Source organism: Ktedonobacter robiniae (assembly GCF_016587375.1).
In the GTDB taxonomy this organism is placed as follows: Bacteria; Chloroflexota; Ktedonobacteria; order Ktedonobacterales; family Ktedonobacteraceae; genus Ktedonobacter; species Ktedonobacter robiniae.
Genome location: NZ_BNJG01000002.1, coordinates 378670 through 402945 on the forward strand (window position 1 = coordinate 378670; position 24276 = coordinate 402945).

The 24276-nt window shown below is 53.4% G+C and carries 19 protein-coding genes; 15 read left to right on the forward strand and 4 right to left on the reverse strand.

Annotation, left to right across the window (positions count from 1 at the left end; all coding sequences use genetic code 11):
- Positions 1-14 precede the first annotated feature (14 nt).
- Together JMJ04_RS22255 and JMJ04_RS22260 are read right to left on the reverse strand one after the other, a co-directional pair.
- A complete protein-coding gene (locus tag JMJ04_RS22255; protein WP_201372674.1) occupies positions 15-1748 on the reverse strand; it encodes a DUF2357 domain-containing protein in 1734 nt (577 codons plus the stop codon).
- Positions 1723-3426 carry an McrB family protein gene (locus tag JMJ04_RS22260; RefSeq protein ID WP_201372675.1) on the reverse strand — a complete coding sequence of 568 codons (1704 nt, stop codon included), beginning with the start codon at positions 3424-3426 and terminating at the stop codon, positions 1723-1725. The genes JMJ04_RS22255 and JMJ04_RS22260 overlap by 26 nt, the downstream gene beginning before the upstream one ends.
- A gap of 403 nt (positions 3427-3829) precedes the next feature.
- Between JMJ04_RS22260 and JMJ04_RS22265 the strand changes: the two genes are divergently transcribed.
- Positions 3830-5515 carry a hypothetical protein gene (locus JMJ04_RS22265; RefSeq protein ID WP_236038284.1) on the forward strand — a complete coding sequence of 562 codons (1686 nt, stop codon included), beginning with the start codon at positions 3830-3832 and terminating at the stop codon, positions 5513-5515.
- 395 nt (positions 5516-5910) lie between these two features.
- On the forward strand, positions 5911-7392 hold the full coding sequence (locus JMJ04_RS22270; protein ID WP_201372677.1) for a DUF4268 domain-containing protein: 1482 nt from the start codon (positions 5911-5913) through the stop codon (positions 7390-7392).
- Positions 7393-7510: 118 nt separating this feature from the next.
- Here JMJ04_RS22270 and JMJ04_RS22275 read toward each other — a convergent pair whose 3' ends face one another.
- Positions 7511-8113, reverse strand: a complete 603-nt coding sequence (locus tag JMJ04_RS22275) for a plasmid pRiA4b ORF-3 family protein (protein ID WP_201372678.1) — start codon at positions 8111-8113, stop codon at positions 7511-7513.
- Between the two features lie 299 nt (positions 8114-8412).
- Positions 8413-9273, reverse strand: a complete 861-nt coding sequence (locus JMJ04_RS22280; RefSeq protein ID WP_201372679.1) for a GNAT family N-acetyltransferase — start codon at positions 9271-9273, stop codon at positions 8413-8415.
- 439 nt (positions 9274-9712) lie between these two features.
- Between JMJ04_RS22280 and JMJ04_RS22285 the strand changes: the two genes are divergently transcribed.
- From JMJ04_RS22285 to JMJ04_RS22340, 13 genes are all read left to right on the forward strand, one after another.
- Entirely contained in the window at positions 9713-10951 is a 1239-nt protein-coding gene (locus JMJ04_RS22285) for an IS110 family RNA-guided transposase (protein WP_201371172.1), read from the forward strand.
- 216 nt (positions 10952-11167) lie between these two features.
- On the forward strand, positions 11168-11677 hold the full coding sequence (locus JMJ04_RS46690; RefSeq protein ID WP_236038286.1) for a hypothetical protein: 510 nt from the start codon (positions 11168-11170) through the stop codon (positions 11675-11677).
- On the forward strand, positions 11674-12201 hold the full coding sequence (locus JMJ04_RS46695) for a transposase (RefSeq protein ID WP_236038288.1): 528 nt from the start codon (positions 11674-11676) through the stop codon (positions 12199-12201). The genes JMJ04_RS46690 and JMJ04_RS46695 overlap by 4 nt, the downstream gene beginning before the upstream one ends.
- 357 nt (positions 12202-12558) lie before the next feature.
- Positions 12559-12924 (forward strand): nuclear transport factor 2 family protein, encoded by a 366-nt coding sequence (locus JMJ04_RS22295; RefSeq protein WP_236038579.1) that lies wholly within the window; start codon positions 12559-12561, stop codon positions 12922-12924.
- A 1021-nt stretch (positions 12925-13945) separates the two neighbouring features.
- On the forward strand, positions 13946-15154 hold the full coding sequence (locus tag JMJ04_RS46700) for a type IV secretion system protein (protein WP_236038290.1): 1209 nt from the start codon (positions 13946-13948) through the stop codon (positions 15152-15154).
- Positions 15155-15180: 26 nt separating this feature from the next.
- Complete coding sequence (locus JMJ04_RS22310) at positions 15181-15879, forward strand: CHAP domain-containing protein (RefSeq protein ID WP_201372681.1); 699 nt, start codon at positions 15181-15183, stop codon at positions 15877-15879.
- 27 nt (positions 15880-15906) lie between these two features.
- The gene (locus JMJ04_RS22315) at positions 15907-16299 is read left to right on the forward strand and encodes a hypothetical protein (RefSeq protein WP_201372682.1); all 393 of its coding nucleotides are present in this window, start codon (positions 15907-15909) and stop codon (positions 16297-16299) included.
- 30 nt (positions 16300-16329) lie between these two features.
- Entirely contained in the window at positions 16330-16779 is a 450-nt protein-coding gene (locus JMJ04_RS22320; RefSeq protein ID WP_201372683.1) for a PrgI family protein, read from the forward strand.
- Entirely contained in the window at positions 16770-19508 is a 2739-nt protein-coding gene (locus tag JMJ04_RS22325; protein WP_236038293.1) for a VirB4 family type IV secretion system protein, read from the forward strand. Before JMJ04_RS22320 ends, JMJ04_RS22325 begins: the two co-directional genes overlap by 10 nt.
- The gene (locus JMJ04_RS46705; protein WP_236038294.1) at positions 19505-19897 is read left to right on the forward strand and encodes a hypothetical protein; all 393 of its coding nucleotides are present in this window, start codon (positions 19505-19507) and stop codon (positions 19895-19897) included. The genes JMJ04_RS22325 and JMJ04_RS46705 overlap by 4 nt, the downstream gene beginning before the upstream one ends.
- 38 nt (positions 19898-19935) lie before the next feature.
- On the forward strand, positions 19936-22419 hold the full coding sequence (locus tag JMJ04_RS22330) for a type IV secretory system conjugative DNA transfer family protein (RefSeq protein WP_236038296.1): 2484 nt from the start codon (positions 19936-19938) through the stop codon (positions 22417-22419).
- Between the two features lie 69 nt (positions 22420-22488).
- The gene (locus tag JMJ04_RS22335; protein ID WP_201372684.1) at positions 22489-23253 is read left to right on the forward strand and encodes a hypothetical protein; all 765 of its coding nucleotides are present in this window, start codon (positions 22489-22491) and stop codon (positions 23251-23253) included.
- Between the two features lie 12 nt (positions 23254-23265).
- Entirely contained in the window at positions 23266-24219 is a 954-nt protein-coding gene (locus JMJ04_RS22340; protein WP_236038580.1) for a DUF3102 domain-containing protein, read from the forward strand.
- The last annotated feature ends 57 nt before the right edge of the window (positions 24220-24276 follow it).

The window sequence follows — 24276 nt, forward strand, 5'->3', positions numbered from 1 at the left end:
CCAACAAACAGCGATCAGATCATGTTTGCCTCATAGAGAATGTCATGGAGCTTTTTTCTGGCCGCCTCCTGGAGATGTGAGGGCATATTGGGTCGTAAGGGAATGCCTCCAACTTCGCCGTCTCCTTCCTCGTAAATACGATTTCCAGGATAGAGCACATATGCAGATGAGACGATATCGCGTGTCCTGAAATCTCGAGCCGCACTGTCATACCGTTGGTACTTGATGCGAGTCACGTAGTTCGTCATTTTGTCCATGTCCTCAGTAAGCGGATAATAGTACCCATCTGTTTCTCGTACCCGTTTATACTTGGCGTCGAAAATACAAACGGCTTGTGGCTTATTGTGCTCATAAAGCTCAATAGACATATCCGGTGTCTGAGGTAAATTCCTCCCATTCGTCGTCACCAACGCCTCCGCCCTGGTCACATTGCGATTGGGGTAGACCGGCTCATAAATGATTTTGATGCGCTTCTCCTCTTTGGCGAGCACAATACTGGCAGCATTTTTGCGCACCTCGAAACGAAAGTTATTTTTCTCTACCTCGTAGAAGAGACCCTGGGAGACCTGTTCGTATCCATTGCGCAGCAATTCGTCAATCGCCATCCTGGTGAGCGCGAAGACACTCCACATCTCGTAGAGCTCAGGGATTTTCCGCACACTGAGCTCCGTCAGATAGTCCTGCGCGTTCAGGCTTATTTGAAGCTGCTGCTGAAATTCCAAGTAGAGCTTATAAAAGCGGCTGTAAATAGGGTGCTTGAGCAGGACCTGTGTTGCTTTTCCGCCCAATACGTTGCTTTGTACAGAATGGAGAAACCGCTCACTACCCCACTGTCTGCAACGAACCTTCATGCTTTGGCATTGCTCGATTGCACCTTTTAGAGCCGTAATCTCGCGCTGTTCATCTTCGGCATTCTGAAAGTGATTTCGTTGCATGTATGCCAGAGTAACGCTGCGCTGCTTGATCTCGCTCTCCGCCCGTTCCTGAATTGAGTTGAGTTTCGCCACGAGCTGTTTTTGTAAAAATTGTTTTAGCAAACGATTCTCGTACACATCATAGGAAACGGTGGAGTGAGCAACTTGCCAGCGTGTAGGGAGTGTTAGTGAACGCGCGTTTCCAGTTGATCGCCGAGGAACGTGAATCGCATCTCCACCAATACTCTGACAGTCCGCATTAAATTGCCAGACATCGTGCCAGTCTCGCTGTTCCGTCGTCTTGCTCAAGACATAATAAGGATCACGACGAATCTCACTGAGAACATCGCCCAGTTTATGAACGATGGCTCGTACATGACGATAATCTTGCAAAGCAGAGGTCTCTTGAAGCCGCCTGACGCTCTTCACACGTTCGCTCACACTCGAGACCAAACTAAAAAGAAGATCAGCAGCGATCGCACTCAGATCATCCTGCATCCTTTGATAGAGCGTTTGCGTAAAGTACTGAGGGATGACCCGAACGTTTGTCATCGCATCAGGGTAGCCAGGCGCAGTTACGCGCACCTCATACAGGCCAGCATAACTGCGTGGCCTCCACTGCCAGTAGCCATAGTCATGGGTATGCAATTGAACCTGATCGATAAAAATCTCTATTGGGCGAGGCGCATAGGCAGTAATAATGAGTTCATTACGCCTGTATTCCATCGCTCCAGCTTCAAGATTTTCGGCACCTTCTTGAAAGCTCAACGGTTTTCCGTTCAGTGTCAGCCACGTGTCCGGATTGGCATTAGCGCCAGAAGCTGGTGTAGCCATCGCGTTTCAACCTGCTCCTCATTTCTTGCAGCCGCTTTTCGGTACGATCGAGCTTGTTTTTTTTGCTGAAGGCGATCAAGTCGCCCAGCATCTCATCAATGGATTCAGACCCGTGAATTCTCGGCAGGATGCGCTGTTTGCACTGCAGGTCAAAAGCGACCAGAGGATCGAGAAGCCCGCGACTATTGGCAAGGTAAAGTTCTATCTCGCGGACGATACGGTAGCCCAGACCCATATTCACTTTCTTGAGGATCTTGTCTATTTCGACGATCTGGTTGCGATAACGGGTATCGGGATGGCTAGCGCGATAGCTCTGCCAGGCGCGATTGGAAATGGGCAGCGGCAGCGGTTGACGAGAATCGCCTGGCTCTGGGATAGTGCTCAGGTCAACATTGAAAAACTCTATCGTGTTCGCACGATCGATCACCTTGTCGCTGATAGGCTGCGTCGTCTCATCGACATTGATCGTCCCAGTAAAGAGAAGGTTATCTGGCAGGCAAATCTCCGCGGGCGGGAGTCTGAGCCGTGCATTCTTCTTCTGGCCGCGGTATTGCTCTTGCAATTGGGCGAATGCCCGTTGGCTCATCAGCTCAATACGCCGCTCTTTCTCGCTGTCCCCTTCCATGGCGCTAAGGAACTGCGAGAAGTAGTATTCGACATGTGCAAGGTTCATTTCATCGAGGCAGAGACTGTAAAGCTTTTTCTGATTGGCAATCGCGGCAAGGACAAATTCCACGGCAGGTTCTGTGATGTACTCTCCAGTGATCGTATTGAGATGACCCAACAGGTACCGGTCATCGTTCCAATTGGGACGTACCGGGAGGCGCTTAAACGTGCCGTCTTGCCCCAGGGCCTCAGCGTAGAGTTGGGCAAGCTTCGATTTGCCTGTTCCCGAAAGTCCGGCCAGGATAACGAAGGGGCGCGTCTTCAGGCAAATATGGTAGTTGTAGACAGTCTCATCATCAAAGGAATAGCCCTGCTTGCGAATGCGATCTTTGACATAATCTAAGACCTCAGTTTCTTCAAAGAGCGCTTCGTCTTCCTCATCGGAGTCTATGACTTCAATCGTTTCTTCGTCATCAACGTCACTATCCTCATCTACCACCTCCTCTGATTGCCCACCAGAGGCGAGCCTGGACAAAAGAGAGGATTGCATCGACTCAAACTGCGTGACCATTTTACTCAAGTTGGCATTGAGCACGTCAAGGCCTGCCAGTGTAAGTTCCCCTGGTTCATCTTTTTTTGGAGCATCGGCGCTGGATTCACGGATGAGGGACGCTTTAGGTTCACCTTCATTGAGGGGGTAGCCATCGAGATCACTCAGGGTGAAGGCATTCATCAGACTGACAATCCCTGAGACCTGTTGCCTGGTGAGTTGTGTACCAGTAAACAACTCAAGTTCTGGTAACAGGACAGCAAGCGTTGCGAGCGGTAAACCATTCTGGTAAATATCATTCACACGTAACACCAGTGTTTGTGCCGAGCGGTTGATGCCCTCAATGCTGAATTCATAGGGGAGCAGATATTCTTCTTTAATCTGAAGCACGAACACACGCTCATCCACTTGAAATGATAGCAACCCATCTGAGGAATAGCTAATCGTCAGTGTGTCATTGAATGGGTAAAAGTTTTTTATGGTAAGTGTTTCACTCTCGTCAGGATAAAGATAATAATTCATGCCTTGCCTCAATAATGACTGTCTTATTTCTTCTCTTCGAGCAGCTCATATTGCTTCTTTTCAGGTTGCCTACTATTGTAGGGCCGCATTTAATGCTTGTCAAGCAGCAAAAACTCACTCAGCATAGAAGAGAACAAATATTTTTCTTTATCGTGATTGACTTATTTTTACACAAGATATAAAATCCCATCTATATGCCTGGATGAATGCAAATAAACACCTTCTGCCTTTGCCATATGAGTATTTCCGGCGATGCCGCTTGACTGAACAGCCTTTTAGAAGTATGCCGACAAGCAAGCGGCTACATTCAACATCCCACGTAAGAGGCATTCTCTATCATCAATACGCGATGGGGCATATTTCATATTTTTTAAGAAAAACTCACAATCTGGAGATCGCTGCTATGCCCATTCATGATATTGAGGCGCTCAAGCGCGCGTATCTCGATTTCCGTCGCAACACAATGGCAAACTTCATTGTCGACATCCGCCGCACTCGTGCACAACAGATCCGTGCTATGACCTCTGATCTGGAGGTTCTATCTGACATTGAGACCTTTGAACGGGAGATCTGGCAGCTAGAATCACGCACCTATTTACGCAGCAGTCGCCTGAAACTCCATATTTTCTCCCAATACTACGAGCAAGCGCAACTTCGCAAAGCCATGGCCGAACATCACCTGGCACTAAGCGATTTGCACAAAGCGTTGCATACCGGGGATCTCGAACTCCAGGGGAACTATACCTTCAGGCAAACTTCGGATATCTTCGCGCCTATGCTCAAAGAGCAAGACACTCGGTTCAACCTGGTCAAGCAGGCTCTCCATCTCTTCAACAATACAGCACTCACTCCACGCCAAAAGGTAGAGCAGGCCTTAACCATGAAGGGCTTTGATGAGAACAACGCCACCGGTCTTGCAATGATCTTTCATCCTGAGGCCATCGGCATCGTCAATAGCATCACCAGGATACACTTACAACAGATGGGGCACACTATAGCAAGTCAGCAGACCTGGCAACAACTCCAAGACGTACTGTTCTCATTACATAGGTTACTCAGAACACGCGACTTCATCGAATTGGACGGGTTCCTCTATGTGTATGGCACACAACTTACGCAACAAAACGGTTCTGCGCCTGCACACAGACAACAGATCACCAACCTTATGATTGAACATGAACAGCAAAACAAGCAGGGCAACACATCTCTACCGGGAGTAGTTGCCATCAAAGAATCGTCCCAACCATATACTGAGCACAAATCATTTATGAGCTTAGATTGGGAAGGCATTGTCTGGACAGGTTGGCTCCCATTATCTAGCCCTGCTCTCCCCACTGGTCAAGGTATTTATCGAATTAGAGCGATTGAACGTGACGAGTTATTTTATATAGGATCAACGGGTCGCGATTTGCGTGGACGTATTGGGGATCTCTACCGTAACCTGGCAAAAGATAGTACACAAATGCCGTTCAACGATCCGCATACAGCAGCGCCATCACTCTGGGCATGGCAAAACGCAGAAGGCCTTCATTTTGAGTGTTCCGCAGCAACAGATACGACGCACCCAAATCTGGATATTCTTGTCCACTATCTCTTATGGAGATATCGGGTAGAAACCGGTACTTCAACCCTTGCAAATCATGGCAGGTTTCATCCGTTGTATACAAAATCGGGTGATAGAAAAGCTGGGCGGAGAGGTGAACGTCTGCCAGAAGGGCAAAGGAACTTACATGGAGGACCAAGCTATCCCCCATTACTATTAACCGCCACCCCAGTTGAACAAACGTGGATGTGGCTGAACTGGAGCGAACTCTACTCATTCCATAGTAGAAACGAGGTTCCAACGTCGTATGGTATCTACAAAATAGTAGATAGTGATTCTGGTGAACTGCTCTTTATTGGCTCCGCAAAAAATCTACGCAGTGCCTTTCAAACACAGGCTCGCAAAAATTGGCAGTGTTCAGGTCCAGCCTTTGCCTACTCGCTTTTGCCAGATACCCTGCTTCCTCATCACATACACGAAATTGAAAATGATCTCTTAGGCGGCTATTTTGCATATGCCAAAGTAGCGCCAAAATTCCAAGGGTAAAAGCAGGCAAAATAGCGGTGTGGAGATGGCTGAAGCTGTATCAGACGATGGGAAAGCATTACCAAAAGAATAGCAGACACCTAGAGAGTAGGGAAATCTGCAATAGGCAATATCAAACCGGATTTGGATTAAAGGCTTAATATGCGATTGACTTATATACATATAAGATATACAATCCGTGTATCTTCTTAGGCCAAGCAGAACCAACTGTAATTATTAAATTTTGCGATACGATCATTTTCCACGACCCTACCTATTCTCATAGAGAAGCAAATGTGCCTGGAGTAGTATTCAATTCTGTGATAAAAAGAAATCTTTGCCATCCATAAACAAACGAAACACAGCACATCATATTTCTATGTAAAAACCAACAATTGAAGCTGGAGATTGCTGCTATGCCCATTCATGATATTGAGGCGCTCAAGCGTGCTTACCTCGATTTCCGTCGCAACGCAATGGCAAACTTCATTGTCGACGTCCGCCGCACTCGTGCACAACAGATTCGCACCTTGACTATTGATCCCGAAGCCCTACCAGACATTGAGACCTACGAACGCAAGATCTGGCGGCTTGAGTCACGCACCTATCTACGCAGCCGTCAAGTTAAATTGAATATTTTCTCCAATTACTATGAGCAAACCCAGCTGCATAAAGCCATGGCCGAACATCACCTGACGCTGGACGAATTGCACAAAGCACTGCATACCGGAGACCTCGAACTCCAAGGGAATTACCACTTTGGGCAAACCTCGGCTATCTTTGCTCCCATGCTTAAAGAGCAACACACGCGCTTTCACCTGGTCAAGCAGGCGCTTCATCACCTCAATAACCCGACCCTCACTCCGCGACAAAAGGTAGAGCAAGTCTTGAACACGAAGGGCTTCGGCGAGAACAACGCCACCGGGCTTGGTATGATCTTCCATCCTGAGGACATCGGCATTATCAACGGAGCCACTAGGGAGCACTTACAGCATATGGGGCACACTGCTGCCAGTACGCAGTCCTGGCAGCAACTCCAGGATGTACTGCTCTCATTGCATAAGATACTCAGAACACGTGACTTTATCGAGTTGGACTGGTTCATCTACCTGTATGGCACCCAACTTATACAACAACAAAACGGTTCTGGGTCTGCAATCGTAGACGAACCCATTAGTGGAAACGAAAGCCATTACGCCTTACTTGCTTTTTATTTACGGGAACGACCTCTTACGGAGAGTAAAGTTGCATTAACGTTTCAAGAGGTAGAAACTATTATTCGTGGTCAATTACCTTCATCAGCACGCCAGCATCGCTCCTGGTGGGCAAATGACTCTGTCGCCCACATCCAATCTCAGCAATGGCTTGATGCGGGCTGGCGCGTCTCCAGAATTAATATGTCTGAAGAAAAAATCATATTTTCACGTATTAAGAAACGAGAAAGACAGCATATTGACTTTTTTAGTGAGCTTCTTCAGACATTACAAGAAAAACATCTTCCATACTACCGTCTCCCTTCTCCCGATGGTACACACTGGATGCGGTGGAGATGGATACCAGATAAAGGTGCCCCAGTTACCTGGCTTGATTTCTCCTTTACTCATTTTCATAGTTTTAGGGTGGAATTATATATTGATACTGGAGATAGGGAAAGAAACAAACTCATTTTCGATGCGCTTTATGAGCGTAGAGAAGAAATAAAAAAGGAGTTAGGAGAACTGGCAGAAGCATTGGAGTGGGATCGTATGGATGATAAACGAGCTTCCCGCATCGCCTTGTACCATTCAGGAGAAATTACAGATACGAAGTCAAACCTTACCGCATTACAAGAGTGGGCAACGGAAGCCATGAGCCATTTCCAACCAGTGATGACCAAGTTTCTTCACCCCATTCTATAAAGATTTGATTTTCCCAGCATATTCTCATGGAGGAGAATATGCTGGGAAAATGGCCTTCATTTGCCAGCTTCTTGTGATTCAGTAGCAGGCCCGTTCAAGGCAAATTGAGAGATGGCTCTCAGTCCAAGATTGCTAGCGCTGAATTGGCCTGCTGAACAGAAAAGAGTTCGGCATCGTAAGACGCACCAACCCACTGGCGCAGACGTGTATGTTCAGGATGCTTGGGATTCCTCAGTGCCTCAAGGAAAGAAGTGTATCCACTTATCCCACCGACATCCTCTGGAGGACATGCCCGCCCACCGGCGAGACAGCGAGGTGTCATCCAAAAAGAATCCTCATTTCTGTTTTCATCTTGGAGATGCTCGATCTTTTCAATCGTAATCTGGTGTATCCAGCTATCTCCCAGATCATATTCATAGGTCAACTTCAGCCACTCGGCCCAGACGGTTGCATCAAGTTTTGTGCGTCGGCTATCCCTGATGCGCATATCTGCATTATCCCAATCAGGATCAGGAAGACCATACACCATTGTTTTCTTATTGATGGTTAACCTGAACAAGTAGAGATGGGAGTTCTCCCACCCCATGACTACCTGAAGCATTTTATGGAGGGTGTGTAGACTGATAGCACCAGGCACCACCATTTGGCGCCAAATAGGTGGCTCAATGCCGGTCAACTGAATATGCAGATAAAAGCGGCTCTCTGACTGATATCTTCCCAAATGCGTCTCCTCTTCTACGTCTGCTGTTTCCTAATAAATCAGATTAAGTGCAGATAAATCAAGAAAGCCAAAAATCCCAAAAACTGCCAAGTGAATTCCTTTTAACAAATTTGCCCTGTCAACGTACTGGTAGTACTCCCTTAACTGGTGGAGGGACATACAACCCCCTTGCTTCGTTTCCGCAAGGAGCGAGAGGGTGGAGGTCCCGTTTTCTGGCCCGCCTTTTCCAGGGTTGGAGGTCGCCCTCGTCGTCTTGGAGGAACCCAGGCCGGGGGAGCCACGCGAAACCAGACCACTTATTAACCCAAGAAGTCATACTCGTGAAAGTCGCAAACGGGTCGGTAACCCACCTGCCGGTAAATGCTATTGGAAGTAGCATTGGCGAGATCGGTAAACAGACTGCACCGTTCCCAACCGCTGTCAAGTAACTGCTGGCTAAGCGCAGCAACACCACGTGAGGCGTAGCCATGACCCCGCAGTTCTGGCGGGGTGTAGACGGGAGCAATGCTGATAACTCGCGAGATCGGACGCGTCGTACCTATCAGTGAGACAGTCGTCCCATCAGGCAGTACCCAAAGATAAATTTCCCCATTGCCGATACGTACGCTGGCCCAGGAAGCTGCCTCCTCATCACTCGGAGTAGTCTGCAATGCCTCTTGCTGAAAAGCCTTCCCCCAGCTCGTAACCAGATCGCTATCGTCTGGAGTAGCGATACGCAGCGAGCCTGGTCCGGGTCGGGGAGCAGTGACTCGCGTCAACTCAAAGAGCCGCTCGCGTGTTCTCAGGTGAGCTACCTGACCGGTCAGGCTGGTCCAGGTCTGGGTAAAGAGGTCGGAGAGGGACGCTGGCCCCATCACCCCCGGAACTGACCACTCCTGATCGCGCAGATTGTGGATGAGCGATGCGGGGGCCTCGCCAAAGCCATCTCCTTGATTACTAGTGACAATCAGCCTGAAAGGAGGCGTCATTACCGCCGCCATGATCAACTGCCCCGTCTCTTCTACCGTCGCCAGATAGGGCAGACTTTTGATACGATCCGGAAACTGCTGTAAACGCAGCGCGATACCCAGAGGTAAGCCGTTCAATACCTCATTCCGTTCCATTTCGGCTCGTGCCCGTGCCAGAAAATCGCTGGCCTGGACGTACGTTGTAATGATCACTGCTTTGTCCTCCTTTAGCATTGCTACCTTGTGCCTGAAAAGTCTCTCACCCGTAGTTCTCCTGGTAGGGCTCTCTTAGCCGGCGGATGAAAAAGCGGCTGGATTTTGAAAAGAAGCATCCATCAGTACTCTGTAATATATGAAAAGCACGACATTATTGAAAGATGCATCGCAGCTATTTTGCCCGAAGCAGCATGCCCCGTGCCGGGACACCACCAGGGATGAAAGAGGATATACTGGAGAGATCGCGGCCAGGTGAGAACGGACGCCCAGTTATGAACATGAGCGTGAGCCCGAAGCTGTCTCCAGGTACCCGTTTGCACCGCCAGTTGTCGCTCTTTTCCAGAAGCACGTAGAGGAATCTAACCTCACAGGCCGGGTACTTCCTGGTCGCTGATCGCTAACCATTGACCACAGCGTATCAGAAGGAGGAACCCTGATGGAAGTCCTGTATCGAAGCTGTTGCGGGATTGATGTCCACAAACAATTTCTGGTGGCATGTTTGCTCGCTGTCGATGAGAAAGGGCAGCAACACAAAGAGCTGCGGCGCTTTTCGACGATGACGAGTGAATTACTCTCGTGCGTTGACTGGCTGAAAACAGCGCGGTGCCAGGCCATCGCGATGGAGTCAACCGGGGTGTATTGGAAGTCCCCTTTCAACCTCATGGAAGGGCACTTTGAGCAGGTCATGATTGTCAATGCCGAACATCTCAAACGCGTTCCAGGTCGCAAAACCGATAAAAAGGATGCGGAGTGGATCGCCGAACTCTTGCAGTTTGGGCTCCTCAAACCCAGCTTTATCCCGTCACCCCAACAACGAGAGCTTCGTGATCTGACCCGTCTGCGCACAACTCTGATCGCCGAGCGAACCCGGCTGGTGAATCGGCTCCACAAAACGCTGGAAGATACCAATCTGAAGCTCTCGTCCGTGTTGACGGATATCATGGGGAAATCAGGACAGCAGATTCTCTCGGCTCTCCTTCGCGGAGAGGAAGATCCAGCCGTGTTAGCAGATCTGGCTCTGGGACGTGCGATGAGCAAACGTGACGCGCTGGCACAAGCACTGCGTGGACGCCTGAGGGACCATCACCGCCTCCTCTTGCAGGAACTGCTCTCCCTGATCGAGCGACATGATCGGGGAATTTCGCGCCTGGACAGGGAGATTGAGGAGCGCTTGCGCCCTCAGGAGGCGTTGATTCAGCGGCTCGATGCTATTCCTGGGTGTAGCCGTCGAATCATCGAAGTTCTCCTGGCTGAGATAGGCTCGGATGTGTCTCCTTTTCCGGATGCCGCTCACCTCGCCTCCTGGGTGGGCATTTGTCCTGGCAATAACGAGAGTGGAGGCAAACGCAAAAGTGGACGCATTCGCAAAGGCAATCGCTGGATCAAAGCGATGCTGGTTCAAGCCGCCAATGCCGCCGCTCGAACCAAGCACAGCTATCTCTCGGCACAGTATCATCAGATTGCTGCTCGTCGTGGCAACAAACGTGCTGTCGTGGCGGTGGCTCACAGCATTCTGGTCATCTACTATCACATGCTCACGACTGGTGAGCCCTATCAGGAAAGAGGAGCAAACTACTTTTCGGAATTAGATCGCAAGCATGCTGAGCGACGGGCAACCAGGCAGCTTGAACGGTTGGGATATCAGGTGACGCTGACCCCTACTCAGATCGCTTAATCCTGCTTCCAGCATACGAGCTTGCGGATGAGGTTCTCTTGGGTCACTTGACCCACAGGGGGGTGTTTTTGTCTCTTTCTCCAGCTCTTTCAGAGGAACCTGGACTGTCCTGCAAGAGGAAAGATCGGAACTGGGAACATCGTCAGCCACGGAAAGGAGCGTGAGCGCTATAAATGCAACGTGTGCAACAAGACGTTTAGCGGACGGGCAGGAACCATGTTTGAGGGTCTGCGCAAACCAGAGGACCTGGTTGTGATTGTCGTCACCTTGCTTGCCTATGGGTGTCCACCTCAGGCCATCGTCCATGCTTATGATCTGGATGAGCGAACCGTTGGCCGGTGGCAACAACGAGCAGGAGCCCATTGCCAAAGAGTCCACCAGGATCAGGTGGTCCAGGCGAAGCTGGATCTGCAACACGTGCAGGCGGATGAGATTCGAGCCAAAGGCAGCACAATCATTCCGTGGATGGCGATGGCCCTGATGGTTTCGACACATTTGTGGTTGGGAGGAGTGGTCAGTTTGACTCGTGATCGTCACCTGTCCGATCAGCTCCTGCAGATGGTCAAAGCCTGTGCCCGGTTGCTGCGTCCCCTGCTGATCTTGACCGACGGCTGGTCAGCCTATCCGGGCAGCATTCGGCGGGCGTTTCGAAAAAAACACCTTCTCCTTCTGGTCGTGGGCGTCATCGGCTCCAGACCTGGCCTGAGGTGCTCATCGGAACCGTGATCAAGAAAACGGCGAAAAAGCGGGTGGTGGAAGTGATTCGGCGGATGGCACAAGGATCACTTGAGCGAGCCAACGAGATCGTGGCTCAAACGCTGGGAGGAAAGGTGTTGAATACTGCGTTTATCGAACGCTTTAATGGAACCATGAGGGAGCGTCTGGCTAGTCTGAGTAGGCGTTGTCGGCACGCCGCACGCAAAGTCTCTCAACTCGAAGCCGGGATGTGGTTGGTGGGCTGCACGTATAACTTTTGCTGGCCTCATCGCGAGTTGAGCAGAAGAGCGACCAGAGTACAGGCACGCAGAGGAGAAGTGCTCATCACCCCTGCTCTCGCGAGCGGACTGACCAACCACATCTGGAGCGTGCGGGAACTGCTCACTTTTCGCGTGGCTCCCCCGGCCTGGGTTCCCCCAAGACGACGAGGGCGACCTCCAACCCTGGAAAAGGCGGGCCAGAAAACGGGACCTCCACCCTCTCGCCCCTTGCGGAAACGAAGCAAGGGGGTTGTATGTCCCTCCACCAGTTAAGGGAGCACTACCTTCCCTCTTGCATCCGCGCCTTTATCTGGTATACTCCTTCTGGGAAATGGACGCTTTGGCAATATCCTCAGTGGTGATGGACACTCTCTTCTGGCTTTGTTGGCGAGAGGCAAGACAGCTTGACCTGTCTCTCAGGATCGGACCTCCCAAGAGCATACTGGTTTTCACATGGCCCAGAACATGAGAAGGTTTCCTTCCCAATATCGGGCTTTCCCAAAGCAGAGATGAGTCAAGATCAAACATGGAGACGAAGCCTATTTCAGAGAGTCAGCCTTCCCACGAGAGGCTGTTTCTTCTCTCAACACCATCCCTTGAGCACAACATGGAGGTTGAAAATTGGATCAAGTGCTTGCAGAACAGCTTATTCGCGCCTATGTAGATGGATGGAAGGAACATAACCCTGCCAAAATCCTGAGTACACTCCATCCAGACTGTGTTCTCATCGAGTCTCAAGGCCAGGCCATTCGGGGCGCTCACAAGATCATCCGCGAGGTGGAAAAGCGCATTGCAGGCGAGTATGGCCCCTGGAAGATCAACCGATGGGACATTACCACGCTCGTTGTTGCCAATGAGCTCTGTTTTCTTGAATGGATCTTCGAGGCGCATAAGAGCTTTGAAGGAGCCTCCCTTGTTCGCTTCAAGGAAGGGAAAATCAGTTCTGTGCGGGAATATCGCACCACTCAACCCCTCTGGGAGGCAAGCGAGGAGTAACTTGCACCGCCAGAAACTGCTTCAACATTTCTCTCTCGTCTGTTTTGTTCTGCCTGTCCTTTCCTCTAGGAAGGGGCAGACAGAGACTGCTCCCAACTCGACCCGCACGTTGAGAGCATTTATAAAGTTCAGCTCAATACAGCCCCCCATACCGTTTTAGCACACATGGTCATTTTACAAAATTTTTGTATTTTTGGGCATCAACTTCTTTTCCAGCGAGAACTATTCGTATTTTTCACGTCTCCCCCATAAAAACAATTGCCAGCCAAACGTATGCAAAAATACATAAAGGGAGCCACTCATCAAGACATGGCCTCCTTCCCGTCTCCTGGCAGATGCCGTCATGGGGTCTCATTCCAGGCGATGCCCAAAACGTCGACCCTTCTGGAGAAGGTCGATCTTCCGATAAAAGTCTAGCATTGGCGAGAATACGAGACCTTTGCTCAAAACTTCGACTCTTGCGAAAAATACTCGACCTTCTGGAAACGAGTCTATGATCGTTGAAGATTATAGACCTTTAGCACCAGAAAAGGTCGACGTTTCTGCGCAACAAACGCAGACCCGAGAGAGCCATACGCATACACGCGCGCACGCGCGTGATGAATTCACTCATCTCACATATTCTCTTTCACCAAAAAAGAAACATGAAAATAATGACAGTGAGATGAGTACATATCACCTCACCCAAAAACAAATCAGCCATTTCGCTATGGTTGGCACTGATGAGCAATCAGGTCGATCGTCTCCATCCTTCAGGGCTGCAACTGAAGATCTCTCTGCACTTCCGGTAGCAGAAGAGACCTCTTCCGCTGATGGCAAGGAGTTGCTCCCAATGTATCGGCCTCAACGTGCGCCTCGAGCGAATATACAGGCACACCTCGCACCCATATGGCTCTGACTTCGCCCGAAACTGGGAAGAACTTCGCCCACTATTGGGTGGTTTTCCTCTTCCCATTTCATGCCCTCGTTGAGTACACTTACCCTGACACAGAGAGATCAACAACGAAGAAGGAGCCACCCTATGTCTCACCTGTTTACTCGCGTATTGCTTTCACTGATGACAAGAAGACCGTACGTCATGCTCACACGCTCGGGAGGTATTGTTCTCCTCGTGATGGTGGGTATGCTGCTCACTACACATCCACCTGCTCCCTCTGGCGCATCTTCCGACGTTCAATACACCTCGCTTTCTGCTCCTCCCGTCATCCAGGCAGGTGGAAGCGAATACGCACTCATGCCTTTCACCCCTTCTTCTCAGCAGCAAACCTTTGCCTGTGGCATTGGAGATGTCACCTGCTACAGCAATGAGTTCCTGGCCAACCTGACCGAGCAGATCTGGAACATCGTGCGCCCCATCATCGAGCTCTTTCTGCAAAATCCCTTTAATTTCCTGTCCCAGACCCCGGCTCTCGCCACCTATGACAACAGTCAGATTCAGCAGATGGTGAGCTGGGAGCTAGGCTTTCTGGATACAGCGGTGGTGGTCCTTGTCGGCTTCCTGGCCTACAACGTGCTCATTGGACGAAGTATCGGCGTGCCCATGCCCTCCTTGCAGGAAGCCCTCCCACGTCTCTGCGTGGCCTTTCTTGCCGCCCACATCAGCCTATACATCTGTCGACTCATCATCGATTTCAATAATGCGCTCTGCCTGGGTATCGACGAGCTATTTCTCCATTCCTTTCTCAAAGACACCCTGTCCTTGATGATCAATTTCGTAGGGCAAACACCCGATCAGGTGGCCATCGGGTTCTTACTACGCGTCTGGTTTGTGGTCTTTCTCTTCTGGCACATGCTCTGGCTCGCCTGGCAGATGCTGGTTCGCCTCGCCGTGGTTGCCTTGCTCACTGCCCTCTCTCCGCTGGGCCTGCTTTGCCTGGCGCTCCCACAAACCCAGCGCTGGGGCCAGATCTGGCTCTCTGCCTTTGTCTCCACCGTCATGATCCAATTTCTCCAGATCACCGCGCTCAGCCTGGGCGGGCTCCTGGTCAGCTATAGCACCAGCATCCAGATCAGCACAGGCCCAGTCGCGGGGCTCGACACGATCATCCAGCAGATTGTGGCGCTCCTTCTGAGTGGAGCCGTGTTCTATTTAGTCCCACGCTTGCCCTCCATGATCCAGAACTATGCCCTGCGCCCGATCTTGCAGGCGCAACAGCAAGCCGACTCCGTCCAATCACAGGTCACGACCCAGGTCGAGTCGATGGCCATTCGAGCCATCGCGGCCCTCTAAGCGAAAGGAAAGGTAGGTGAGAAGGGATGCTCAAGTTCCTCCTTCTTGGCGGCATGATCCTTGTTGTGTTTGGGATGTTTGGCGCAAGCATGACGGTCGCGATGGACGCACAGGCTCAGGGAGCCCCTCAGACAGCATATCCTGGTCTCTCAACCATCGATGCTTCAGGCTCGGGGAAACGCGGCGACGTGGTGCAATGGGTGCTCAAGATGGCGGCTCACCTTCATTGCACCCCTGCTCGCCTCCCTACCGATTGCCAGGGCAGTGGAGCTGACCACTACTATGACGCGGGCTTTCCGCCCGAGATCATCGCGTGGGCCAACGCGCACTGTCCCAGGTGTGCCTCCTGGCAGCCAGACACCTTTCAGTGTGTGGCCTTCGTCATCGCCGCCTATGCCTATGTCCAGCCACTCCCCGTCCAGGGGCAGAATGCCAATCAGTACTGGGAGCACTTTGCCAGTGAGCCGGGTTGGCAACGCCTCCCTGCGCGTGGGAACCTCCCACAACCTGGCGATATTATGGCCTGGAATGGAGGGGCCTATGGACACGTGAGTATTGTCCTTGGTGTTGACCCTCACCATACCGCCATCACCTTTGCCCAGGCCAATGGCGAGTTCCCGGTTCAAACCCTTCCTCTCAACCCGGATGGATCCATCAATACTCAGAACGGGTACTGGAATGTCTTTGAGGTGGTGGGCTACCTCCACCCCCTGACCATTTCCTAAAAAAAGAACGAAAAGGAGAGAATAACAATGATTACCATGATTTACTGGCACCCGGCGCTCGCTGCCACCGTGGTGCGGGTCCTGGAAGGACTGCTCGCGCTTCACCTTGTGGGCTGGCTGGCTACCCCTCCCATTCCCCATCCCCTCTTCCCACTCGCCATAGCAGCCGCTGGGGGAGGAGGAGGAGGGGACGCCTCGACCATCACCCAGTTTTTCAAAAATCTCTACGACAACGGCATCAAACCCGTGGCCTATGCCGTCGCCCTCTTCTTCTTTGCGTGGGGAGCGATCGGTCTCATGTTTCCTCATGAACGATCCCAGGATCACGCGAAGGCCGCGCTCTATCGCGCTCTGGGAGGGCTGGCCCTTGTGTTGCTCGCTACGGCCATCTCGTCCATCATCAATAACGCCGCCCCTTGAGGGGGTATATATGAAAGGAGCTTTTTTGCAATGACATCGACCCACACGACAGAGGTATCCACCAGACGCCAGACCTACACCGTGCCTACGCACATAAATGAGCCGGATAAGCTGCTCTTTGGGCTCACCGCACGCCAGTTGTTGCTCCTCATCACGGGCGCAAGCCTGGCCTATGCCACCTGGCTGCAGGTCCTGACCTGGGCCATCGCCTGGGGAGGAGGGCTTCTCTGGAGCCGAGGACTCGCGTTCCTGGCCGTGCTCCCACTGGTGCTGGTGACACTGGCCGGCACCTTTCTCCAGATTGCAGGCCGCCCCCTGGAACTCTGGGTCCTGGTGTGGATACGCGCACATCTCTCCCCGGGAACCTCTGTATGGCGCAGCGCCAAATGGGACGCAGCCGAGGAGCGTCGTCTTCACACGCACAACAGCGCCCATACGCAAGAGGGTCAGCGTGACCACGAACAGGAGGGATGGTCATAATCGTGTACGATGATCAGCCTACCAACGACTCATCGCTCCTCGCAGCACAGCAGGAGCGGTCCCAGGCGGAAAAGATTCGGTCAGCACGCTCGCAGCGTTCACCTCGTGCTCGTCGCCAGCATCGACGGAAGCGGAAACATGGGAGCGTACAACAGCAATTTGTCTTGCTCGATCATATTGTTCAGGATGTACAGGTCAATCGTGCGCCCCTCTCAGAGGGACCGCGGGAACGTGACTATCTGGCAGCCCTTGAGATTCGAGCCACCAACTATACGCTGAAATCTCAAGAGGAACGCAGGGCGATGATGCTCACCTTTCGCGCCCTTCTGCGTTCGCTGCGCTTTCCCATCCAGATCCTCATTCGTTCGAAGCGTATGGATCTCTCCTCCTATGTGGAAGAGCTTCATGCCCACGAGGCCCTCTGGCAAGGAGAAGCCTTCGAGATTGCCATCTCGCATGAACGCGCGATGCGTCTGCTTGGAGCTGAGCGTACCCTCATTGATCGCCGCTTTTACCTCCTGCTCACCGCTGATCAAGAGGGGCCAACCACCACCTGGAACAGCTCTCTCTGGCGCCTGCTCAGTCGTCGAGCCAGAACGCGTGCACGAGAGAAGCGTCTGGACGAGGCCCAACAGATCCTCGCCACACGCGTTCAGGCCATACAGCATCAACTGGCCGCGATGGGGTTACTCAGCTACCGTCTGGCAGGCAAAGAACTGGCCGATCTGGCGCATGGCGCGCTCCAGGGAGAGCAGGCGCTGCGCTTTCCGCTGCCTGAGCGTGTCTTTGCGCTCTCCGATAAACCCTTTGCGCGTCCAGCCCTTGATGTGCTCTCGCCCTCATCCCAGGAGGAAGAGGCAACGTTCGATCCGTATACCGTGCAGATGGAGGAGGCCTTGCTCCTGCCCTCGGCTCGCGACCGTTTGCTGGCACCAGCCGACCTCATGGCCCTCAAAGACCTGCTGGCCCCGGAAAGTGTGCGCGTCACCCCGCGCTATCTGCAGGTCGGCGAGGAATATGTGCGTGGGCTCGCCGTCGTCGGGTTCCCACGCGAAATTGTGGAGGGATGCCTCTCGCCGCTGCTCGCCTGCGATGAGATCTTTGATCTCTCTTTCCATTTCTCGCCACAAAACACTGCCGAGTTCGTCAAGCGACTGCTCTTCCGCAAAGAGCAGTACGCCTCCACCCAGCGCATGAACCTGCATCGAGGCCGACAACAGGACCCGACGCTCCAGGTCGCTGAAGCTGATGTGACGGCACTCATTGGGCCGCTGGCATCCGGGGAAGAAAGCATGCTGGAGATGGGATTCTACCTGCTCGTCCGTGCGCCAGATCTCACCACCCTTAATGAACGCACCGACCGTCTGCGCCAGATCCTGCATCAGCATCTCTTCGTGGCCCATCCAACCACCCTGGAACATGCGGAGGCTTTCCGCGCATGCCAACCCACCTGTACGGATACGCTGGGGCGCACCTTCACCACAACCAGTACCGTCGCTGCCTGCACCTTCCCCTTCATGAGTGAGTCGTTCGCCATGCAGGACGGCACCTTTGTGGGAGTGACCACCAGTGGTGAACCCGTCCTACTCAATCCTTGGGCGCTGGAAAGCCCACACGAATTTTGGGGTGGGGTCACTGGCAGTGGCAAGTCCTATTCGGTCAAGCTGTGGCTGTTGCATGAACGCTTCCGTCATCCCGATACTCAGGTCCTCATTCTTGACCCTTCCCGCGAATATGAACGCCTGGTCGACGTGTTTCGGGGAACGGTGCTTCGCCTCTCGCCGGGTTCAGAGCACGCCATTAACCCCTTTGATGTGTTACCCCAGGGGGTCGACATGGACTGGTATGTCACCACTCAGCGGCGAGGAGACCGACTCGCGGAAAAGATGACGCAGCTGCACGCGTTCCTGGATCTGCTGCTCGCAGAATACATCCCTCATCCTACCACGCTCTCTGCGCGGGAGAAGGCCTTCCTTGATCGGACCTTCTATGAGTGCTACCGGCGGGTGGGCATTACGGCAGATCCGCGCACCCATGACCGGCAGGCCCCCTTCTTGCGCGATCTCTACGATGTGCTCAAAAGCGGGGTAGTTGGCCAGGATGACTATGGTCTCTCCGACCGACTGGAACGCTACGTCCATGGCAGCCTCTCTGGCCTCTTCAATCGCCAGACCAGCGTGACGCTTGAGACCTCGCTCATCAGCTTTGACATCAGTGAGTTACGTGGCAGTCGAGAACTGCGTCCCATTGGCATGTTTTTGATCGCGGAGCTCATCTGGTCGCAGGCCCTCTTTCACCCACGCCCCAGGCGTTGCTACATCGACGAGGCCTGGTCGCTCATCGCACACGAGGAAGGGGGACGCTTTCTGGAGCGATTAGCACGTGAGGCGCGCAAGCACTACCTGAGCCTGGTCACCATCACCCAGAATCCGGAACAGTTTATTCTCAACCCCTACGGCAACATCATCGCGCAGAACGCGCTCATCAAAGTCTTAAAACGCCTGGATAGTGTTGGTGCTCAGGCAGCTCGTGAGGCCTTCGGATTGACACAAGAAGAGGAGCAGTTGCTGCTCTCCATACAGCAAAACCGGGCCTTGCTCTCCGTTGGCTCCAAACGCATGCTGGTCGAAATGAATGCCTCACCTGAAGAGCATGCCCTCATCACCACTGACCCACAAGAACTGGCAGTTCAACGCCTGCAGACACAGAAGGAAGGGAAGAGAGCATGAAGAGCATCTGGCCATTGGCACAGCAAAAGCCTCTCTCTTTTGTCGCCCGCATCATCCCTGCCCGCGGGATGACGCTTGTTGAACGCAGCGCGCTGGAGGGGACCATGCAATCCCTGGTGCTGCAAGGAAGCGCGCTCGCTCTGGAAATCGCAAGCACACCTGCCACCACACAGCAGGCGCGAAGCGTGCAGTTTCTGCTACGCGCCCCATCTGAAAACGCCTTACGTGCCGCGATACGGCAGATTCAGGTGCGCTATCCCCAGGCCATCGTACGCCACGTTCCCCCTGAAGAAGATCCATTACACGTACAAGAGCACGAGATCGTGAGTGCCATGGAACTGCGAGCCGGGGAGAAGCCTACGAGACCTTACGTTCCTGGACTCCTGTAAAGACCCATGAGCAAGGGATCGATCCGTTACTCGGGCTTTTGACCACGCTTGAGCATCTTCCCGCCGGGATACGCGCAGTCACCCAACTGGCACTCACTCCGCTGCCGCCGACCTGGGCACGCAAGTATCAACGCCTCTCCATCGAGCACCCACTCGAAGAAGAGCGAGAGCAACGTCGAGAGGCGCAAGCACGTCTGCGCAGCGGGGCACCGGGCTCCGAACAGATCGTGCTCCTGGGTATGGTAGTAGGGCTCCTGATCCTATGGAATTACGGTCAGGCGCATCATCTCTTCCCCTCATGGCTCCAGGAGGGCGTGCTCAGTCTCTTGCATGGCACCCTCCCGCATCTCTCCTCTTCTCAGCAAGCCATCCTTGGGGTCGGGCTGGTGGTGGGAATCATACTCATCGCGGGAACAATCAGAGGCATACGCGCTCTGGGAGAGCATCTGTTTGGAGGGGCACGTTATTACGATATGAAACGAGTGGCCGAGAAAATTGGCAAGAGTGCCTACCGGGCGCGTCTGCGTATCTATCTCATCGAAGAGGCTGACCACTTGCAATCGCCTGCACAGACGCAACAGACGCAACTGGCACACACCACCATCAGAGCGCAGCTTGCATCCTCCTGGCAAGCATTTCAGCAGCGGCGAACACAGCAACGGCGTCATCAACAGATCCTTGCCACGCTCACTGCGGCGTATAGGCATACTCACACGTCAACCGCCTATTTCACCGCTCACAGGCTCTCTCAGCGTCATGTCCAGCGCCTGACCCGAGAAGGCACCTGGTGGCGAGGTCTCACACAGGGGACACTCTTTCTCACTGGAGAGGAAGTGGCGACCCTCTGGCATTTGCCGCCTGGAGACCACTTGAGTGAAGGGACCAATGTGGAACAACGGCAAGAGCGCTCCTTGCTCGCTCCCCATGTGCTCACAACTGGAAACGGGTGGCAGCTTGGCACCTCGACACACGCGGGGCGAAGCGTACCGGTATGCTTTCCTCCCTCCGAACTCCTCAAGCACAAATTCGTGATTGGGCGTACTGGCAAAGGCAAAAGCACCCTCTTTCACCACCTGGCACTAGCACACCTCACCACCTGCCCACGACCACGCTCGGGCCTCTGTGTCATCGAACCGCACGGAGACCTGATTGGCGATCTCCTGAGTTTGATCCCACCAGAGCGAGAAGAGGAGATTGTTCTGATTGACCTGCATCACCAGGGATATCCTCCAGGGATCAATCCCCTGGACGCCACACAGGTTTCCTCTTTGGAAGAAGCCGACCTCATTGTTAGTCACCTGCTCACCACCTTCAAGGGCATCTGGAGCACGGCCTGGGGACCGCGTGTGGAGAATGTCATGCGCTTTTCGCTGAAGACGCTCTTAGAGGCAAACCGGACACTCGTACATACGGACCCCCACCAGGGTCCGGCGCAGCAATACACCCTGCTTGATCTCACCGTCTTACTCAACAAGCAGAGTTTTCGCGCACGCGTGCTCGATCTGGTGGAGGATGTGCATGTACTTGACTGGTGGCACCAGTATTACGAACGTCTTGATGCCAGAATGCAGGATGAGATTACGACGCCCGTCCTGACCAAAATCTCGGCCTATGCCAGCGCACCGATTTCGAGGCGCCTCCTCGGGCAACCAACCTCGACGATTAACTTCGCGCAGATCGTGGAACACCAACAGATCCTGCTGGTCAACACGGCAAGTGGGCATGTCGGCCAGGATGTCTCCTCGCTCATTGGGGCCTCGATCCTGGGGCTTTTTTCAGCGGCGCTCTCCCGACAACTCTCCCTCCTGCCGTCAGAGCGCAACGTCTTTTTGCTCCTGGTCGACGAGTTCAAAAACTATCCGGTCAATTACGGCTCCATCCTGAGTGAACTGCGGAAAGCTGGCACCTTCCTGGTCCTTGCCACTCAATCCCTGGCCCAACTCGATGTGATTGACCGGTCCTTGCGCCCAACAGTGTTTGCCAATAGCGACCATCTCTTTGTGTTTACGCTCGCCGGAGAAGATGCCTACTTGCTGCGGCATGAACTGGGGCATCTGCTCAGCCCCGAAGATGTGACCAACCTCCCCGACTATACCTGCTATGCTCGCTGGTCGCTCAACGGGCAACGGTTGCCGTTCTTCTCCCTTACCCTTGATCTCCCCCCGTCCGGCAATGGGGAGAAAGCAGAGCGCCTGCGTGAGCAATGCGCACTCCGTGACGGTCGACCGGTCGGAGAGGTTGATGCCCTGCTTGAGACACTCAACGCGCGTCACGGGACACATCATCCACGCAAGAAGGAGAGTATCCATGAACCGACACAGGCATCAGCAACACAACCAGGGCCAGTCACGCGTGCCCAGGAAGCGGATGTGGCACCATCATCATCCTCGCCTGACACCACACTCCTCCCGGTGGCACAGGCGGGCACATCACCTCCGGGCGAAAAACGCGTCCGTATCCGCCGTCCGAAAGCGCAGGTGATGCACTCACCACCACCCGTTGATGAGAAGCTTCATTCGTAGACAGGCTTCACGACAAGGAAGACGAATACCGCTATCAGCGAGATCATCAGAGAAAGGACTTCATCAGAGATGCATCTTTTTTCTTCCCTTCACACATCAGTAGCGATTCAGGAACACAACGAGGCACACATTCTCGAACAGTATGCCGAACGCCAGGCGCTTTCAGCGGTACGCGGCGCGAACTTTACCCAGTGCCTGGCTCTGCATCAGCTTCCAGCAGACCTTGAACTGGTCGATCCACGTGGAAGATCGTTTCTCTTGCATGGGAAAGACCTCTGTAACGAGCGCACCTGGAGCAAGTTCCTCGCCTCGCTTCCACACCCCGCGAACCTGCTCTCCCTGACGCAAAACGCGGAACCACTTGCCAGGCTCTACCGGACCTGGCTCATCACAAAATACACGCAGCGCTACCGCTGGCTCAGCACGCCTGCACACATCCAGTGGTTCGAACAGGTCACGGCCCTGGTCACCATTCGCAAGGTGATGGAAGCCAAGCATCATGCCTGGACCTATGAGCAAAACGAGCACGCCTTTGCCGACGCTTGGTGCGCCACGGAGATGAGCAACCTCATGGCACTGAGTGCTATGACCGCGGAAATCGCCAAAGCCATTCACCATATCGTGAAGCAACCCGAGCAGGCCAAAGAGATGATCGAACAGTTGTTTGACGCGCAAGCCACCCGTCTGCGAGAGAATCCGTTTCAGATGCAACAGCCACTGCCTCCACTTCCCCCGCTGCCCGAAGGGGTTGCGCTCCCGCAAGCACTCCTCCCCCATATCACTCATCACATAGACGAGGCAGAGGCATCGTCCTCGGTCTCAGGAAAGGAGTGAGTCGTGGACGCCATGCAGACACCTCGAGGACAAGATATACAAGCACCGGGTCAGCAGTTCGAGTTCGACTATTCCCTTCTCGATGAGGAGACGCGTCACTTTGTGTATCAGAAAACGGTTGAGACTCAGGGGTACCTGAAACGAACGGCTGAAGATGTGGTTCGCATTGGACTCAATCTCCGTGCCGTCAAAGATCACCTCCCGCATGGGCACTTTATGGCCTGGGCGAAAAGCGAACTGGGGCTGAGCCGACAAAGCTGTCAGAACTTTATGCGCGTGGCAGAGCGCTTTGGGGAACGTATCCACCGGTTCGGCGCGATCCCCATCAGCGCCCTGTATGAGTTGCTCGATGCCCCCGAAGACGTGCTCAAGCAGATTGAAGAGCAGCAGATCCCGCTCACGCGCCCCGCCGTGCGCGCAGCCAAGGAACAGGCCCATCAGGGAACAGTCGAAGAGTATCACCTCACGGCGTCATCAGAGCAGATGCCAGGCGACGCGACATTGCTCCAGCTTCGCCAGAGGATCACGCTCCTGGAACAGGAGCGGCTGCAGCTGAGCCAGGAAGTTGCATACCACAAGCAAAAGGAACGCGAGGGGCCCGTTCTGCCATCGCACGCCCAGCAACACATACAGGCGTTAGAGCACCAGGTGAGAGAGCTGAGCGCACAACGCGAGACACTCTCACAGCATCTTGCCAGCGCGACCGCTCAGGCAAGAGAACAGGTACTTGAGCGCAATACCTTGAGCCATGAGCAGCAGACTCGCACGCGTTGGCGAGAGCTCACGATGGAATTTCTGCGAGGCGGGGGGATGTTACTCTCACACATACCCTCAGCCCTGATGCTTGAGACCTTTGAGGCAGAAGATTGGACCAGATTGGAACAGGTCGAGCAAGTCTTAGCACAATTAGCACAGGCCATGAGCCAGATCCGTCATTACACGTCTCATACAGTTGAGTCTGGCTAATCCTACAGTTGTAGATATTGTTGAGAGCTGAAATCTCTCCTCTTGTTGGCGGCTTTT